A 15216-nucleotide genomic window follows, 5' to 3' on the forward strand; every position below is an offset into this window, starting at 1 on the left:
AACGCGTTCATTCCCCTGCCAGCACCCTCGATGGCCCACCAGGAGACCTCCATGCGCCGCCCCGTCCTTTCCCCGCTGCTGATTGCCCTGTCGCTTGCTCTGGGAGCTTCCATGACCGCACATGCCGCCCCGCCGCCGCCGGCCGTCGCACCTGCCGCAGGCACCCTGCTCAACATTTCGGCCACGGCCGAAGCGCGGCGCGTGCCGGACGTGGCCACGCTGTCGGCCGGGGTCGTCACTGAAGCGGCCGATGGCAACAGCGCGATGCGTCAGAACGCCCAGCAGATGGACAAGGTACTGGCCGCGATCCGTGCGGCCGGCATCGCCGAGCGCGACGTGCAGACCAGCGGCATCAACCTGGGCCCTCGCTACCAGTACACCGAGAACCAGCCGCCGAAAATCACCGGCTACCAGGCCAGCAACACGGTCAGTTTGAAGGTCCGGGACGTCACCCGGCTGGGCAAGGTGCTCGACGCGCTGGCGGCCCAGGGCGCCAACCAGATCAATGGCCCCAGCTTCGAGATCGACCAGCCCGAACCGGTACGTGACGAGGCCCGCATGGCGGCGCTGAAGCAGGCGCAGGAGCGCGCGCAGACATATGCGAAGTCGCTGGGCATGCAGGTGCGCCGCATCGTGAGCATCTCCGAGAACGGGGGCGGCGGTGGCATGCGTCCGATGATGATGTCCGCCCGCGCAGCCTCCATGGAAATGGACACGCCGGTCGCCGCCGGTGAGACCACCGTGTCGATCAGCCTCGACGTGGTGTTCGAACTCGGCCGCTGAGTGCGCGGGTGGCCCTCGGGGCTGCCCCGGTTCCTGACTGCAACCCGAACGCCGCGAGCCTGCACCCTGTGCAGCCGCGGCGTTCCGCGTTATGCCTGCAGCGCCGGCCCCGCCTGCGTTGAAAAGGCGCCGGTACGACAGCGTTCCCCTGCCCAAGGAGATGGACCATTGTTCGTACGTATCCGGTCGCTGCGCCCTCCCTCCAGCCTGCCCGCGTGCTCGCATGGAGCACCGCCCTGGCGCTGCACCTGCTCGCGTTGATGCTGCTGCTCATTCCGGCGGCTTACCAGGCCGTGCCGCTGCCGCGCGACAAGGTCCAGGTGCGGTTGATCCCCGCACTGCCGGATCCTGTGCCGCCCGTTCCGCCGGCGGTTTCCGCACCGTCGCCTGTGCCGGCGCCCATCGTGCCGCGCGCTGTGCCTGTCATGCCATCGACGCCAACCCTGCCAACGGCCACCGCTGAGGTTGCCGAAAGCACCGCACGTGTGGAGCCGGCGGCCGCGCCCGCCGCGACGATGGAAGGACCTGGCGTCGAATCGCCACCGGCAGCGAGCGGCGCGCACCTGCAGTACCGCAGCGCGCCGCCGCCCGCCTACCCGATCGCCGCCCTGCGCAACGGCGAGCAGGGCACGGTCCTGCTGCGGGTAGAGGTGAATGCCGAAGGCCGACCGACGGCAGCCAGCGTGGAACGCAGCAGCGGCTCGCGCACCCTGGACCAGGCCGCGCGCCAGCAGGTGCTGCGACGCTGGCAGTTCGTTCCGGCACAGGACGGCGGCCAGGCCGTGCCGGCCATCGGCCTGGTGCCGGTGAGTTTCTCGCTGCCGGATTGACAGGTCACCCTCCGGGCGACGATGGCCCGGCGCCGCCCGGTAATTGCCAAAAGCGACACGCTCTGTCGCCGATTAAGCAATTTTTCACTACGGCGTCACTTGATTGAAACCTATGTTGGCGCCGTTACGTCGGGGGAACGTGACGCCACCACCATCGGCATTCCAGTCAGGAGAGCACCGTGAATCACCGGATCCACTGCCCCGCCCGTCGTCGCCCGTTGTCCCGCTCCATTGCCTCCATACTCACTGGCGGCGCCCTGCTGCTCGCGGGCGCCGGAATGACCACCGCGTCTGCGCAGAATGCGACCACCATGGACCGCATCACGGTCACCGGCTCGAACATTCCCCGCACCGACACCGAAACGCCCTCACCCGTGCAGGTGGTGACCCGGCAGGAGATCGACCGTACCGGCAAGACCACGGTCGCCGAATATCTGCAGACCCTCACCTCCGACGGTTCCGGTTCCATTCCCAAGACCTTTGGCAATGGCTTTGCCGGCGGCGGTGCAGGCATCTCGCTGCGCGGCCTGGGCGCCGGCTCGACGCTGGTGCTGCTCAACGGCCGCCGCATGGCCACCTATGGCCTGGCCGATGATGGCCAGAAGGTCTTCACCGACCTCAGCACCATCCCGCTCGACGCCGTGCAGCGCATCGAAGTGCTCAAGGATGGCGCCTCGGCGATCTATGGATCGGATGCGATTGCCGGCGTGGTCAACATCATCCTGCGCAGCGACTTCGACGGTGTGATCCTGCGCGGCTCGTATGGTCTGTCCGGCGACAGCGACGGCGATGCGAAAAAGGCCACTCTGACCGCCGGTACCGGCGATCTGTCCACCGACGGCTGGAATGCCTTCTTCAGCCTCGACGTCGGCAAGACCGACGCCATCAAGATCAGTGACCGCCGCGACCGCAAATGGATCGGAACCGGCGACATCCGCCGCTATGGCTATGATGCGGCCGATGCCCAGTTCCTGGGCGGTGCGTTTCTTTCCGGCGGCACCGCCGGTGGCGTGGGCCCGAATGGGTCGGTGTTCGATGACCGTACCGCGCCCTCGCAGCTGGTCGCACTGCCCGGCTGTGCCGGGCTGACCACCATTCCAGGACAGAGCGATGCCACCGCGCAGGCGCAGGGATGCCTGTGGGATCCGGCCCAGCTCTATCGCGACCTGAGCCCCGAAGAGAAATACGTGAATGTGTTCGGCCGCGCCAGCTTCGCCTTTGGCGAGGGCGGCGAGATCTATACGGAAATCGGGTACTCCAAGAAGGACACAACCTTCAGCAACACGCCTTCCGGCGTTTCCGGCGGATGGGGTTACCCGGGAGGCCCGGTCAACGCCAACAGTGGCGCCGGGGCCACCGTGCTCGGCCCTACCCACCCGGACAATCCCATTCCAGGCCAGGCCTCGCGCCTGCGCTACAGCGCCTGGGACGTGGGCCCGCGCGTGACCGAGAACACCAACGAGTTCAATCGCTTCCTGGTTGGCGTGAAGGGCAACTGGGGTGACTGGAGCTATGACACCGCCTACCTGCACTCAGGGACCGATCTGGTCAATACGCGGACCGGCTTCCTGCGCTACAGCGCCGTGCAGTGCGTGCTGGGCAACCCCGACTGCGCCTTCGGCACCTGGCGCATCGGTGACGATGCAGGCCTCACACCGCAGTCGGTCTACGATGCGATCTCGCCGACGATCAGCGCACGGGCCAAGTCCAGCCTGGACATGTTCGATGCACGCGTCTCGCGCAGCCTCGCCGACCTGCCCGGCGGTCCGCTGGGACTGGCCTTCGGCACCGAGTGGCGGCGCACCAGCAACAGCCTGACGCCGCAGACGTTCACCGATACCGGCGACATCATCGGACTGGGTTACTCGGCCTACGATGGCACGCAGAACGTCTACGCCGGGTACGCCGAACTTTCGGCACCGGTGCTGGAGCAGCTCGAACTGTCGGCGGCCGTGCGCTATGACAAGTATGAAAGCGGCGACAGTGCGACCAAGCCCAAGGTGGGCCTGAAGTGGACCCCGTCGGAATGGCTGGCCCTGCGTGCCAGCTACGCCGAAGGGTTCCGCGCGCCCAACCCCGCCGAGAACGGGGATGGTGGACTGGCGGCGTTCTCCAACGCGCGCGATCCGGTGCGCTGCGCGATCGCCCCCGACAGCGAGTGCACCGCTCGCTCGGTGGCGATCATCACCCGGCCCAATGCCGATCTGAAGCCCGAAGAATCCAAGAGCTACTCCATCGGCCTGGTGCTGCAGCCGACCGCCACCACCTCGCTCACCATCGATGGCTGGGAAATCAAGCGCAGCGACGAGATCGCCCAGGGCAGCACGGCCGATGCCATCGCTGCCGGGAACGTGCTGCGCGACAGCAACAACATCGGCGGCGTGGCCAACAGCGGCTCGATCCTTGCGGTGAACACGTCCTACGTCAACGCCGCGTCCTCGCGGGTGCGCGGCATCGACACGGACATCCGGCAGACCTTCGAGATCGGCCCTGGCCAGCTGGAAATGGACCTGCAGTGGAGCCACCTGCTGAAGTTCGAGCGGACCGAAGGCGATGCCACCGTGGATTACGTGGGCACGCACGGCAACTGCGATGTCACCAACTGCATCGGCACGCCGCAGGACCGCATCAACTTCGGCACCACCTGGAACCAGGGGCCGTGGAGCGTGAGCGGGGTGGTGAACTACATCGACAGCATGGAGAACAAGGATCGCCGCGGTGGCGATTACCTGGCCTTCTACGCCGACGGTTCGCCGGTGGAGAAGATCGCTTCGTTCACCACCTTCGATCTGTCCGCACGCTGGAGCGTGACCGACGCGTTCGAGCTGAGTGCTTCGGCCCAGAACGTGTTCGACCGCGTGGCGCCGCTGGATCCTTCGACCTACGGTGCGGTGAACTACAACCCGCTGCACTTCAGCGGTGCGATCGGCCGGTATTTCACGGTGGGAGCGAAGTACACCTTCAACTGATCCCCCGGAAGGACCTGCATCCCTTGGCGTCGACCCAGCGTCGGCGCCAAGGAGTCATGTAGGCCGATACTCCGGCGCTAGCACTGCGTGCGTCGCTTCAGCGCGCCTACGGCCACGCCGATGCCCATGGCGCTGAAGCTCCCGGCCAGTGCACCGTCGAGCCAGCGCTGCCCTGCAGCAGCCGCGACACAGGTACCGATGACGAGCCCGGTGAGGGTGGCGATGGCGATGAGGCGCTTGCGCGCGTGCTGCGCAGCCAAGCGTGCGTTGCGCTGTTCAATCGCAAGGCGGTGTGCGGGATCGCGGTGAAGCGCCGCTGCTATGACGGCCTCCATGGATTTCGCGTCGATGCGGCTTCTCCGTCCGTGGACTAGTTGTTCATCATAATCGCGGCAGGCGGCCGAGCCATAAAAAAACCCGCATCTCGCGATGCGGGTTTGAAAATGGCGCCCGAAGTTGGACTCGAACCAACGACCCCCTGATTAACAGTCAAGTGCTCTAACCGGCTGAGCTATTCGGGCAGACGCTCAGTATAACGACTCTTCACGCACGATGGTAGGGGTGGTTGGCGAGCATCGCCGCCGCGCGGTAGAGCTGCTCGGCCACCACCAGGCGCACCAGCATGTGGGGCAGCGTCAGCGGTCCGATGGACCACGTCTCATCAGCCAGCGCGGACACCTCGGCCGAATGACCTTCCGGTCCACCGATCAGGAACGCAAGGTCCCTGCCCTGCCCGCGCCAATGCTCGAGCCGCTGCGCGAGCTGCTCCGAACTGAGCGGCCGCCCGGGCACGTCGAGCGCCACCACATGGGCATTCTTCGGCAGCGCGGCGATCACCCGCCGGCCCTCGTCCTCGGTGGCGCGGCGCGCATCGCGGCCCTTCCCGCGCAGCCCCGGCTCGATCTCCACCAGGTCGAACGGCAACCAGTGCGAGAGTCGCTTCTGGTACTCGGCAAATCCCTGTGCGACCCAGCTGGGTGCACGTTCGCCAGTGGCGATCAGGCGGGCTTTCATCGTGACTCCTCATAACGGCCGACGGCGCCATCGGCGCCGTCGGGGATGCAGCGGTGCAGCGCAGCGACGGCTCAGACGGCTTCTTCGTCGTCACCATCGCGCGAAGGCGGCTGGTCGCCCACCGTCCACAGGCGCTCAAGCGCATAGAGCTCGCGCATGCGCGGCAGCATGACGTGGACCACGACATCGCCCAGGTCCACCAGGACCCATTCCGCCTCGCGCTCGCCTTCCATGCCCAGCGGCATCATGTCGAGCTTCTTGGCGAAGCGCACGACTTCTTCGGCGATCGACTTGACGTGGCGCGAGGACGTGCCCGAGGCGATCACGAAGTAGTCCGCGACGCTGGACTTGCCGCGCACATCGATGCTGACCACATCGTGCGCCTTCAGTTCGGCGGTGGCGTCCATGACGCAGGCCAGCAGCTGCTCGACGGAGGGCGGCGGGTTCGGCAGTTGGACCTTGATGGTCTGGGGTTCGGGCTGGTTGCTCAAAGCGGGTCGACTCGATAAACGTGAAGGAGATTATACGGTGCCGCCGCCCGCTCGGCATTCACGCCTGCGGCCGGGCATACAGCTGGTGGGTCGCCACGTAGTCGGCCACGGGCGGGGGCAGCAGCGCACGCCACGCGCCGCCGGCGGCGATGCGGGCACGCACTTCGCTCGCCGACTCGCTGCGCAGCGGCTGCTGGAGACGCAGGACGCCGCCAGCCGCCGAGGCGAAGAGCCGCTGCACATCGTCGGTCCAGCGCCCCTGCAGGGCCTCGCCCAGTGCCCCGTCCACCGCATCGCGCAGGGGGACGCCCGGACGCTCGGCCACGATGAAATGGGCCAGCCCCAGCAGGTGTTCCCAGCGATGCCAGGAGGTCAGCGAAAGCAGGCTGTCGGCCCCGACCAGCCAGGCCAGCGGGCGCGTCGGCCCCAGTTCGGCACGCAGCTCGGCCAGGGTGTCGACGGTGTAGGACGGCACACCCGGGTCGCGCCGGGCACGCTCCAGCTCGCGCCGGTCCAGCAGCAGCCCGGGCTCGTCACCCAGCGCCAGGCGCAGCATCTCGCAGCGCTGCTCGGCATCGGCGCCGGGCGTGGCACGGTGTGGCGGGTCCGCCGCCGGCAGCAGGCGGACCGCAACCTGCAGTTCATCGCGGGCCGCACGCGCGATCGCGATATGGCCCAGATGGACCGGGTCGAAGGTACCGCCGTAATAGATGCGCAGGCTCACCGCCGGCGCTCAGGCACGGGCCAGCAGGCGCACCGCGCGCGCCTCGGCGATGGCCACCAGCAGGCGCTCCAGCGCGAGCCAGGCGTCACCGTCGGCGCGGCCCTTGGCAATGCGGTCCACCAGGCCGGCCTCGGCGACGAACCGTTCCCAGCGCCGCGTATCCGGGTGCCGGGTCAGCGCGCGCTTGTAAGGGGCCTGGCGCGATTCCCAGATTCCGCGCGATTTCATCTCGGCCGCCAGGTTGCCGCCCTTTGCCTGCACGCGCGCCAGTCCTGCGCCGGCCAGCAGCTCGCGGATGATGATCGGCGTCAGCGCGGCAACCGCTTCGCCTTCGGCGCGCAGGCCGGCGAGCATGCGCAGCACGGCCACCGGTTGCCCGGAAAACGTGCTTTCAACCAGGCGGAACACGTCGTAGCGGGCGGCGTCGGCCACCAGCGATTCCATGCGCTCCACATCCAGCGTTTCGCCCGGCTCCACCAGCAGCGCGAGTTTGTCGATCTCCTGCGCGGCGGCCAGCAGATTGCCTTCCACGCGCTCGGCCAGGCGCTGCACGGCTGCAGGCGCGGCACGCACGCCCTTGGCGCGCAGGCGCCGCTCGATCCAGTCCGACAGTTCATGCGGCTTGATCGCCCACGCCACGGACATTACGCCGGCGCGGTTCACTGCATCGGCCCACTTGCCCTGGTGGGATTTGCTCCATTCGTTGGCGGTGATCAGCAGGACCACGTCCGGCGGCGGTGCGGCGCAGAAGTCGCTGATGACCTCGGCGCCCTCCTTGCCGGGTTTGCCGTTGGGCATCCGCACTTCGATCAGACGGCGTGCACTGAACAGGCTGGGCGCGTTGAAACCGCCCTGCAGCTGCCGCCAGTCGAAGTCACGCCCGTCCGCCTCGAACACCTCGCGTTCGCTGATTCCCTCGCTGCGCGCCCGCGCCCGCACCGCATCGGCGGCCTCGAGCACGCGCAGGGTTTCCGGCCCGGCGATGAGGTACACCGGCGCCAGCGGCTGCCCGCCGGCGCTGGTGCTCAACTGCTCCGGGCGCACTTCCATCGCGGCCGGCTCAGTCCTTGACCGGCGGCGGCTGGATGGCCGGCACGCCCGCGGGCGCTGCGCCGGCCGGCGTCACGGCCGGTGCCGACGGGTTGCGGCCGGCGCGGATTTCATTGCGCACCACGCTGTCGATGCGCCGGATGATGGAGGCGGACATTTCGCGGCGCAGTTCATCGGACAGGATCTCGCGCTCGGTGGTGGTACCGGTGGCGTCGGTCGGCGGCGAAACGTAGTCACGCGACAGCTCGATCACCTGCTGCGGGACCAGCTCGCTGCCATCGGCGCGGCGGAAGATGAATACCACCGCATAGCGCAGGCTGAACTCCTGCGCGCGGCCCTGGCCGTCGATGGCGATGGGCAGGTCGCCCCAGCGTTCGGACTGGATCTGCAGCTGCGCACTGCCGGTGGTGTCGTCCTCGTCGGCCAGCGTGGCGCCGGACGCCTGCAGCGAGCGGCGCAGCGACTTGACCAGCTCACTGTAGGGGGCGGTGGAGACCACGCTCACCGCCGCCGTATCGGCCGGCAGCATGAGCTTGTTGCGCAGGTGGAAACCACAACCGGCCAGGCCGACAGCGATGAGGAGAGCAAGCAGGATTCGGGTCATGGACACAGTCTGTAGGAGCCGGGCGGTTGCGGCAAACATAGCCTGCCCGAGGGGACGTGAATACAGGATGGGGACGGGGCGCCGGCGGCGCATCCCGTCCCCTGCGGATCAGGCAGCGACGATGTTCACGATCTTGCCGGGGACGATGATGATCTTGCGCACCGCCAGGCCCTCCAGGAACTTGGCCGCGTTGGGTTCGGCCAGCGCCAGCGCCTCGACCTGCTCGCGCGGGGCGTCGGCAGCCACCTCGAGGGTGCCGCGCAGCTTGCCGTTGACCTGCACCGCCAGCGTGACCGCATCACGCACGAGCGCGGCGCTGTCGGCCTGCGGGAAGGCCTGGTCTTCCAGCAGCGTCTGCCCGTGGCCGAGCACCTGCCAAAGGGCATGGCTGACGTGCGGCGTGATCGGGTTGAGCATCAGCACGATGGCCTGCAGGGCTTCGTGGCGGACGGCACGTCCCTGCGTGCTGGCATCGTCGAACTTGGCCAGCGCGTTCATCAGTTCCATCACCGCCGCGATGGCCGTGTTGAAACTGTGGCGGCGACCGTAATCGTCGCCGACCTTGGCGATGGTCTCGTGGGTCTTGCGCCGCAGGGCCTTCTGTCCGGCGTCAAGCGCACCGATATCCAGCGCCGGCGCGGCGCCCTCGGCGGCGTGCCGGTGGACCTGGGTCCACAGGCGGCGCAGGAAACGCGCCATGCCGTCCACGCCCGCCTCGTTCCATTCCAGTGACTGCTCCGGCGGTGCGGCGAACATGGAGAACAGGCGCACGGTGTCGGCGCCGTACTTGCCGACCATCACCTGCGGGTCCACGCCGTTGTTCTTCGACTTGGACATCTTCTCCGTGCCACCCACCACCACCGGCTGGCCGTCGGCGATCAGCGTCGCGCCGGTGATGCGCCCGCGCTCATCACGCTGCACGTCCACGTCCGCCGGGTTGATCCAGTCCTTGGAGCCGTCCGGGTTGGCGCGGTAGTAGGTTTCGGCGATGACCATGCCCTGGCACAGCAGGTTGCGGGCCGGCTCGTTGCTGTCCACCATCCGCGCATCGCGCAGCAGCTTGTGGAAGAAACGGAAATACATCAGGTGCAGGATGGCGTGCTCGATGCCGCCGATGTACTGGTCGACGGGCAGCCAGTAGTTGCCCCGCTTGTCCACCGCATCGCGTGCACCCGGCGAGGTGTAGCGGGCGTAGTACCAGCTCGATTCCATGAAGGTATCGAAGGTGTCGGTCTCGCGTTCGGCCGCGCCACCGCAGTCCGGGCAGGTTGTCTGGCGCCAGGACAGGTCGGTCTTGATCGGCGAGCCGGTGCCGGAGAACGCCACGTCCTCGGGCAGCACGACCGGCAGCTGGTCTTCCGGCACCGGCACGGCGCCGCACTTGCCGCAGTAGATGACCGGGATCGGGCAGCCCCAGTAGCGCTGGCGGCTCACGCCCCAGTCGCGCAGGCGGTAGTTGACGCGACGCTGCCCCTGGGCCTTGCGTTCGAACCGTTCGGCCAGCGCTTCGAAGGCGCCCTGGAAATCCAGGCCGTCGAACTCGGCGGAGTTCACCAGCTCGGTCGCGCGGGTCTTGTCGCTGTACCAGTCCTGCCAGCGCGCGGCGTCCCAGCTGCGTTCATCGTCGTTGCGCGGCTCCTTCAGGGCGATGACCTGGCGGATCGGCAGCGCGTACTTGTTGGCGAACTCGTTGTCGCGCTGGTCGTGGCCCGGGACGGCCATCACCGCGCCGGTGCCGTAGCCCATCAGCACGAAGTTGGCGACCCACACCGGCACTTCATCGCCGGTCACCGGATGGATGGCGCGCAGGCCGGTATCCATGCCCCGCTTTTCCTGGGTTTCCAGCTCCGCTTCGGATACCCCGCCCTGCTTCATCTCGGCCAGCAGCGCGGCCAACTGGAGGTTGTTCCTGGCGGCGTGCAACGCCAGCGGATGTTCGGCGGCGATCGACACGAAGGTCACGCCCATCACGGTGTCCGGGCGGGTGGTGAACACGCGCAGCGGGTCCAGCGGCGCACCGTCCACGTCGCGCACGGCGAACTGGATCTCCAGCCCTTCGGAGCGGCCGATCCAGTTGCGCTGCATGGTCTTGACCGATTCCGGCCAGCCATCGAGCTCGTCCAGGCCGTCCAGCAGTTCCTGGGCGTAATCGGTGATGCGCAGGAACCATTGCGGGATCTCGCGCTTTTCCACCAGCGCGCCGGAGCGCCAGCCGCGGCCGTCGATGACCTGCTCGTTGGCCAGCACGGTCTGGTCGATCGGATCCCAGTTCACCACCGCGTTGCGGCGGTACGCCAGGCCCTTGCGCATCAGGCGGGTGAACATGCGCTGTTCATGCACGTAGTACTCGGGCGTGCAGGTGGCGAACTCGCGTGACCAGTCAATGGCGTAGCCCAGCGATTTCAGCTGCGCACGCATGTGGTCGATGTTCTTGTAGGTCCACTTCGCCGGCGCGGTCCTGTTCTTGATCGCCGCATTCTCGGCCGGCAGCCCGAAGGCATCCCAGCCCATCGGCTGCAACACGTTGTGGCCGGTCATCCGCTTGTAGCGGCTGATCACATCGCCGATGGTGTAGTTGCGCACGTGACCCATGTGCAGCGCACCGGACGGGTACGGCAGCATCGACAGGCAGTAGTACTTCGGCTTGTCGGAGGTTTCGTTGACCTCGAAGGCGCGGATGCCGTCCCAGTACTGCTGGGCGGCGGTCTCAACCTGCTGCGGGTCGTAGGCGATGGGTTCGGCGCTGGTCATGGAACACGCGTATGCGGCGGCAAAGCGGCACAGGGTACCGCAGTGCGGCAAAAGGCTCCAATGACCGACCGCCGCGCAGGACGGGGGCCACCGCGGGGCGAGGGCCCGGAGGATGTCCCCGGACGCCGCGGGCCCACACCGCCGGCATCTCAGCGGCGGCGGGTGCGCCGCCCGGTGAGCCAGGGCGCGGCGGCCAGCCAGAGCACCCAGGCGGCGAACGCACCGCGCTGCGCCACCGGCGCCGGCAGTACCCCCTGCAGGGCGAAGGCCATGACCGCAGCCAGCCCGCCGCAGGCCAGCGTGAGCCCCGCCAGGGGCCGGGCGCGGCGCAGGCTGCCCAGGCCCAGCAGCAGCGCCCCGGCGACGAACCCCAGCACCCAGATCATCCACGCGCTGGCGTGGCGCTGACTGGCCACCCCGTCCAGGTCTTCGATATCCAACGGCAGCAGGCCCATGGCCGCGAAGGCGAGCGTGGCCAGCAGCAGCAGCTGCCCGCCGATACGGGCCAGCCACCCGGCATCCGGCGGCAGCCTGCGCTGGAGGTCGAGCACGGCCATCGCGGCCAGCACCCCGGGGACGATCCATCCCAGTATGTTGAAGCCCATGGCGCGCGGCACGCCGTTGGCGCCCAGCAGCGCAACCGGGTGCACCCCCTGCGAGTAGCCTTCGAGCAGGGCCCCGAACCCCAGCGTGGCAAGCACGAACAGCAGTCCGGCGAGGGGCCCGGCACGGCGCAGGCGCGGCCAGCCGGCGGCGGTTGGAGAGGGGCTGAGCGGAGACATGGCGGCGCCTTGGCAATGAGCAGTGCCCATTGTGCGGCCTGCACGCAGGCATGGGTTGAGTCCCTGCCCGCACGCCTCCATAGAAGAGGTTTCCCGCTGTGAGACGACCAACTTCCATGAGTGAACTGCCGAACGTCTTCGACGCTGCCACCGCCTCCTTCGAAACCGACGTCCTGCAGAAGTCCCTGCAGGTCCCCGTACTGCTGGATTTCTGGGCAACCTGGTGCGGGCCGTGCCAGACCCTGGGGCCGCTGCTGGAGAAGCTGGCCGGGGACTACAACGGGGCCTTCGTGCTCGGCAAGGTGGACGTGGACAAGGAACAGCAGATCGCCGCGGCCTTCCAGATCCGCTCGGTGCCCACGGTCATCCTGCTCAAGGACGGTCAACCCGTTGACGGCTTCCCCGGCGCGGTCACCGAAGGCCAGCTGCGCGAGTTCCTGACCCAGCACGGCATCACGCCGGCCGAGGCGGTGGCCGACGAGGCGGCCGAGCCGGCACCGCTGGACCCCCAGGCGCAGGTGGATGTGCTGCGCGCGCAGATTGCCGCCGAACCGGGCAAGGACGAACTGCGCCTGGATCTGGCGCTGGCGCTGCTGCAGGTGGGCGGTGTGGACGAGGCGCGGCGCCTGATCGAAGGGCTGCCCGCCAACCTGTCCACCGATGACCGGGCGGTGCGCGCCAGTGCCCGGCTGGCCTTCGCCGCAGCGCTCCAGGACGCTCCCCCTGCCGAAGCGCTGGAGGCCCGTATCGCCTCCGACGGCGCCGATCTGGAGGCCCGTCATCTGCGCGGCGTGCAGCAGCTGCTGGCGGGTGAGGACGAGGCGGCGCTGGCCCAGTTCCTGGAGATGCTGCGCGTGGACCGCAATTGGCGCGAGGGGCTGCCGCGCAAGGCACTCATCGATGCATTCAACGTGATCAACGATCCGGTACTGGTGAGCGGCTACCGCCGCCGCATGGCGGCCCTGCTGTTCTGACCGTTGCCAGGCAGGGTGCGCCGGGCCTCACCCGGAACCGGCGCGCCCTTTTCCATACGCTGCCGCATGGATAGACTGGCGGTCCCCACCGCGCAGGATGCCCATGAACGCCCGACTCTTCCGCTTCGGCATGAATCTGTGGCCGCCCTTCCTGCTCAGCGGCATCCATGTCACCCGGCTGAGCGCTGACTACCGGCACACGGAGGTCGAACTCCGGCTGCGGCCGTGGAACCGCAACTATGTAGGCACCCATTTCGGCGGCAGCCTGTTTGCAATGACCGATCCGTTCTGGATGCTGGGCCTGATGCATACGCTGGGCCGCGACTACTACGTCTGGGATCGTGCGGCGGAGATCGCGTTCCTCAAACCCGGTCGCGGCACCGTGCGCGCCACGTTCGAGATCGATGACGCGCTGCTGGCGACGTTGCGCAAAGCAGCGGCGGGCGGAGAGAAAGTGCTGCACTGGTTCAGCAATGACGTCGTGGATGACCGCGGCGAGGTGGTCGCGCGCGTGCGCAAGCAGGTCTACATCCGGCTCAAGCCGACAGCGCGGGTCGCCGGTTCCTCCAGCACACCGGATGCCGCCTGAGAAAAACTGTAAATAACGGGGTCTTCATCGCTCGTTGTGACCGGGGTGCTCCTGCACGCGGGGGCCATGCCGAACCATCGGCCGGGCCACACCTTCGTGGCGCCGATCGAGTCAAACCCGACATGTCCGATGCATCCAGTCGCCGTACCTTCCTTCGAACCGTCACCTGCAGCGGTGCCGCGCTGATGGCCGCACCCCTGCTGGCCCACGGGGCGCGCCGTCCGGCGGGCCTGCCGCCAACAGCTGCCGAGATCACTGGCCCGTTCTATCCCATCCAACGCCCCCTCGATGAGGACAATGACCTCACGCTCCTGCGCGGTTCAACGCAGCGCGCGCAGGGACGGGTGATCGACCTGCATGGACGCGTGGTCGGCACGGACGGACACCCGGTCCGCAACGCCATCATCGAGATGTGGCAGGCCAACACGCATGGTCGTTACGCGCACAAGAGCGACCCCAACACGTCCGCGCCCCTCGATACGGCGTTCCAGGGCTTTGGACGCCAGCTGACCGACGCCCAGGGCGCCTTCCGGTTCCTGACCATCGTGCCGGGCCCCTACCCGGTCGTCGATGGCACGGACGCGTGGACGCGCACGCCGCATATCCACTTCGACATCCGGGGCGTGCATGACCGCCTGGTCACCCAGATCTATTTCAGCGACCAGCCGTTGAATGCGACCGATCGCTTGTACCAGGCCCTGTCACCGAAGGAGCGTGAAACCGTCACGCTGACGCTCACCCCGACGGCGCTGGAGACCGGTCGCGCCGAGCGGGCAGACTGGCTGGTGGTGCTCGCCAGCGGCTGACGATCCGCGCGCCGCGCACAGGGCGCCGGACCGGCTGCTGCCCAGGTCCAGCGCCCGCTACAATGCGCGGATGTCTCTCCAATCCCCCACACTCGCACCGCGCCCCTCCCTGCAGCGGCTGTTCATCACCGGCCTGCTCACCCTGCTGCCGATCTGGCTGTCATGGGTCGTGGTGAAGTTCGTCTTCGTGCTGCTGTCGGGCATCTCCAGTCCCCTGGTGGTGCCGCTGTCGCAACGCATCGCCACCTCCTTCCCCCACTACCTGGGCTGGGTACAGGCCGAGTGGATCCAGAACACCATCGCGCTGCTGGCCACCGTGCTGGTGATCCTGGCGGTGGGCGTGCTGAGCCGGCGCGTGGTCGGCCAGCGCCTGCTGCGCTGGGTGGGTGCGGTGATCAGGCGCATTCCGCTGGCGAGCATCATCTATGACAGTGCGAAGAAGCTGCTGGACATGCTGCAGACCGAGCCTGGCACCACCCAGCGCGTGGTCCTGATCGACTTCCCGCACCGTGACATGAAATCGGTGGGCCTGGTCACCCGCGTCATCAAGGAACAGGGCACCGGGCGCGAGCTGGCCGCCGTGTATGTGCCGACCACGCCCAACCCGACGTCCGGCTATCTGGAGATCGTGCCGGTGGAGCTGCTCACCCCCACCGACTGGACGGTCGATCAAGCGATGAGTTTCATCATCTCCGGCGGTGCCGTGGCCCCGGACAGCGTGCCGTTCACCCGGGCCGGCGACCGCGGCCTGTAGATCCAGGCCCCGGTTGGCCACGCTGACTCAACGGCAACCGGCGCCGCCGTTGTCCCAGGCGCAACTGGCCGTTCGCGGCAGGATCGTGCAAGCTC

The 15216-nt window shown here is 68.2% G+C and carries 15 protein-coding genes and 1 tRNA gene; 7 read left to right on the top strand and 9 right to left on the bottom strand.

The window, feature by feature from the left end; all coding sequences use genetic code 11:
* The first annotated feature begins 51 nt into the window (after positions 1-51).
* The 3 genes from FHY09_RS04790 (at position 52) to FHY09_RS04800 (ending at position 4582) form a co-directional block, all read left to right on the top strand.
* Entirely contained in the window at positions 52-783 is a 732-nt protein-coding gene (locus FHY09_RS04790; protein WP_166924727.1) for an SIMPL domain-containing protein, read from the top strand.
* Between the two features lie 167 nt (positions 784-950).
* Positions 951-1613 (top strand): energy transducer TonB, encoded by a 663-nt coding sequence (locus tag FHY09_RS04795; protein ID WP_166925497.1) that lies wholly within the window; start codon positions 951-953, stop codon positions 1611-1613.
* Between the two features lie 278 nt (positions 1614-1891).
* Positions 1892-4582: a TonB-dependent receptor gene (locus FHY09_RS04800; RefSeq protein ID WP_456362709.1), complete on the top strand. Its 2691-nt coding sequence runs from the start codon at positions 1892-1894 to the stop codon at positions 4580-4582.
* A 77-nt stretch (positions 4583-4659) separates the two neighbouring features.
* Here the strand turns inward: FHY09_RS04800 and FHY09_RS04805 are convergent, their stop codons facing one another.
* The 9 genes from FHY09_RS04805 to FHY09_RS04845 form a co-directional block, all read right to left on the bottom strand.
* A complete protein-coding gene (locus tag FHY09_RS04805; RefSeq protein ID WP_166924731.1) occupies positions 4660-4917 on the bottom strand; it encodes a hypothetical protein in 258 nt (85 codons plus the stop codon).
* Positions 4918-5026: 109 nt separating this feature from the next.
* A tRNA-Asn gene (locus FHY09_RS04810) sits at positions 5027-5103 on the bottom strand.
* A 22-nt stretch (positions 5104-5125) separates the two neighbouring features.
* The gene (gene rlmH / locus FHY09_RS04815) at positions 5126-5596 is read right to left on the bottom strand and encodes a 23S rRNA (pseudouridine(1915)-N(3))-methyltransferase RlmH (RefSeq protein WP_166924733.1); all 471 of its coding nucleotides are present in this window, start codon (positions 5594-5596) and stop codon (positions 5126-5128) included.
* Between the two features lie 71 nt (positions 5597-5667).
* A complete protein-coding gene (rsfS, locus tag FHY09_RS04820) occupies positions 5668-6087 on the bottom strand; it encodes a ribosome silencing factor (protein ID WP_166924735.1) in 420 nt (139 codons plus the stop codon).
* A gap of 58 nt (positions 6088-6145) precedes the next feature.
* Positions 6146-6811: a nicotinate-nucleotide adenylyltransferase gene (gene nadD, locus FHY09_RS04825; RefSeq protein WP_166924737.1), complete on the bottom strand. Its 666-nt coding sequence runs from the start codon at positions 6809-6811 to the stop codon at positions 6146-6148.
* 9 nt (positions 6812-6820) lie between these two features.
* Positions 6821-7861 carry a DNA polymerase III subunit delta gene (gene holA, locus FHY09_RS04830; protein ID WP_166924739.1) on the bottom strand — a complete coding sequence of 347 codons (1041 nt, stop codon included), beginning with the start codon at positions 7859-7861 and terminating at the stop codon, positions 6821-6823.
* 10 nt (positions 7862-7871) lie between these two features.
* A complete protein-coding gene (locus tag FHY09_RS04835; protein WP_166924741.1) occupies positions 7872-8465 on the bottom strand; it encodes an LPS assembly lipoprotein LptE in 594 nt (197 codons plus the stop codon).
* 108 nt (positions 8466-8573) lie between these two features.
* Positions 8574-11216, bottom strand: coding sequence for a leucine--tRNA ligase (leuS, locus tag FHY09_RS04840; RefSeq protein WP_166924743.1), 2643 nt, complete (start codon positions 11214-11216; stop codon positions 8574-8576).
* A 149-nt stretch (positions 11217-11365) separates the two neighbouring features.
* Positions 11366-11998 (bottom strand): DUF998 domain-containing protein, encoded by a 633-nt coding sequence (locus FHY09_RS04845; RefSeq protein WP_166924745.1) that lies wholly within the window; start codon positions 11996-11998, stop codon positions 11366-11368.
* 116 nt (positions 11999-12114) lie between these two features.
* On the opposite strand from FHY09_RS04845, the gene trxA reads away from it, so the two are divergent.
* From trxA to FHY09_RS04865, 4 genes are all read left to right on the top strand, one after another.
* A complete protein-coding gene (gene trxA, locus FHY09_RS04850; protein ID WP_166924747.1) occupies positions 12115-12972 on the top strand; it encodes a thioredoxin in 858 nt (285 codons plus the stop codon).
* A 103-nt stretch (positions 12973-13075) separates the two neighbouring features.
* The gene (locus FHY09_RS04855) at positions 13076-13561 is read left to right on the top strand and encodes a DUF4442 domain-containing protein (protein WP_166924749.1); all 486 of its coding nucleotides are present in this window, start codon (positions 13076-13078) and stop codon (positions 13559-13561) included.
* 122 nt (positions 13562-13683) lie between these two features.
* The gene (locus FHY09_RS04860) at positions 13684-14367 is read left to right on the top strand and encodes a protocatechuate 3,4-dioxygenase (RefSeq protein ID WP_166924751.1); all 684 of its coding nucleotides are present in this window, start codon (positions 13684-13686) and stop codon (positions 14365-14367) included.
* Positions 14368-14437: 70 nt separating this feature from the next.
* Positions 14438-15121, top strand: coding sequence for a DUF502 domain-containing protein (locus FHY09_RS04865; RefSeq protein WP_166924753.1), 684 nt, complete (start codon positions 14438-14440; stop codon positions 15119-15121).
* The last annotated feature ends 95 nt before the right edge of the window (positions 15122-15216 follow it).

It is taken from the genome of Xanthomonas sp. 60, assembly GCF_011761925.1.

Bases quoted from the DNA above. Each gene is read 5' to 3' on its own strand.
- FHY09_RS04790 (WP_166924727.1), top strand. From the start codon at position 52: ATGCGCCGCCCCGTCCTTTCCCCGCTGCTGATTGCCCTGTCGCTTGCT.
- FHY09_RS04800 (WP_456362709.1), top strand. From the start codon at position 1,892: ATGACCACCGCGTCTGCGCAGAATGCGACCACCATGGACCGCATCACG.
- FHY09_RS04805 (WP_166924731.1), bottom strand. From the start codon at position 4,917: ATGGAGGCCGTCATAGCAGCGGCGCTTCACCGCGATCCCGCACACCGC.
- rlmH (WP_166924733.1), bottom strand. From the start codon at position 5,596: ATGAAAGCCCGCCTGATCGCCACTGGCGAACGTGCACCCAGCTGGGTC.
- holA (WP_166924739.1), bottom strand. From the start codon at position 7,861: ATGGAAGTGCGCCCGGAGCAGTTGAGCACCAGCGCCGGCGGGCAGCCG.
- FHY09_RS04835 (WP_166924741.1), bottom strand. From the start codon at position 8,465: ATGACCCGAATCCTGCTTGCTCTCCTCATCGCTGTCGGCCTGGCCGGT.
- leuS (WP_166924743.1), bottom strand. From the start codon at position 11,216: ATGACCAGCGCCGAACCCATCGCCTACGACCCGCAGCAGGTTGAGACC.
- FHY09_RS04845 (WP_166924745.1), bottom strand. From the start codon at position 11,998: ATGTCTCCGCTCAGCCCCTCTCCAACCGCCGCCGGCTGGCCGCGCCTG.
- trxA (WP_166924747.1), top strand. From the start codon at position 12,115: ATGAGTGAACTGCCGAACGTCTTCGACGCTGCCACCGCCTCCTTCGAA.
- FHY09_RS04855 (WP_166924749.1), top strand. From the start codon at position 13,076: ATGAACGCCCGACTCTTCCGCTTCGGCATGAATCTGTGGCCGCCCTTC.
- FHY09_RS04860 (WP_166924751.1), top strand. From the start codon at position 13,684: ATGTCCGATGCATCCAGTCGCCGTACCTTCCTTCGAACCGTCACCTGC.
- FHY09_RS04865 (WP_166924753.1), top strand. From the start codon at position 14,438: ATGTCTCTCCAATCCCCCACACTCGCACCGCGCCCCTCCCTGCAGCGG.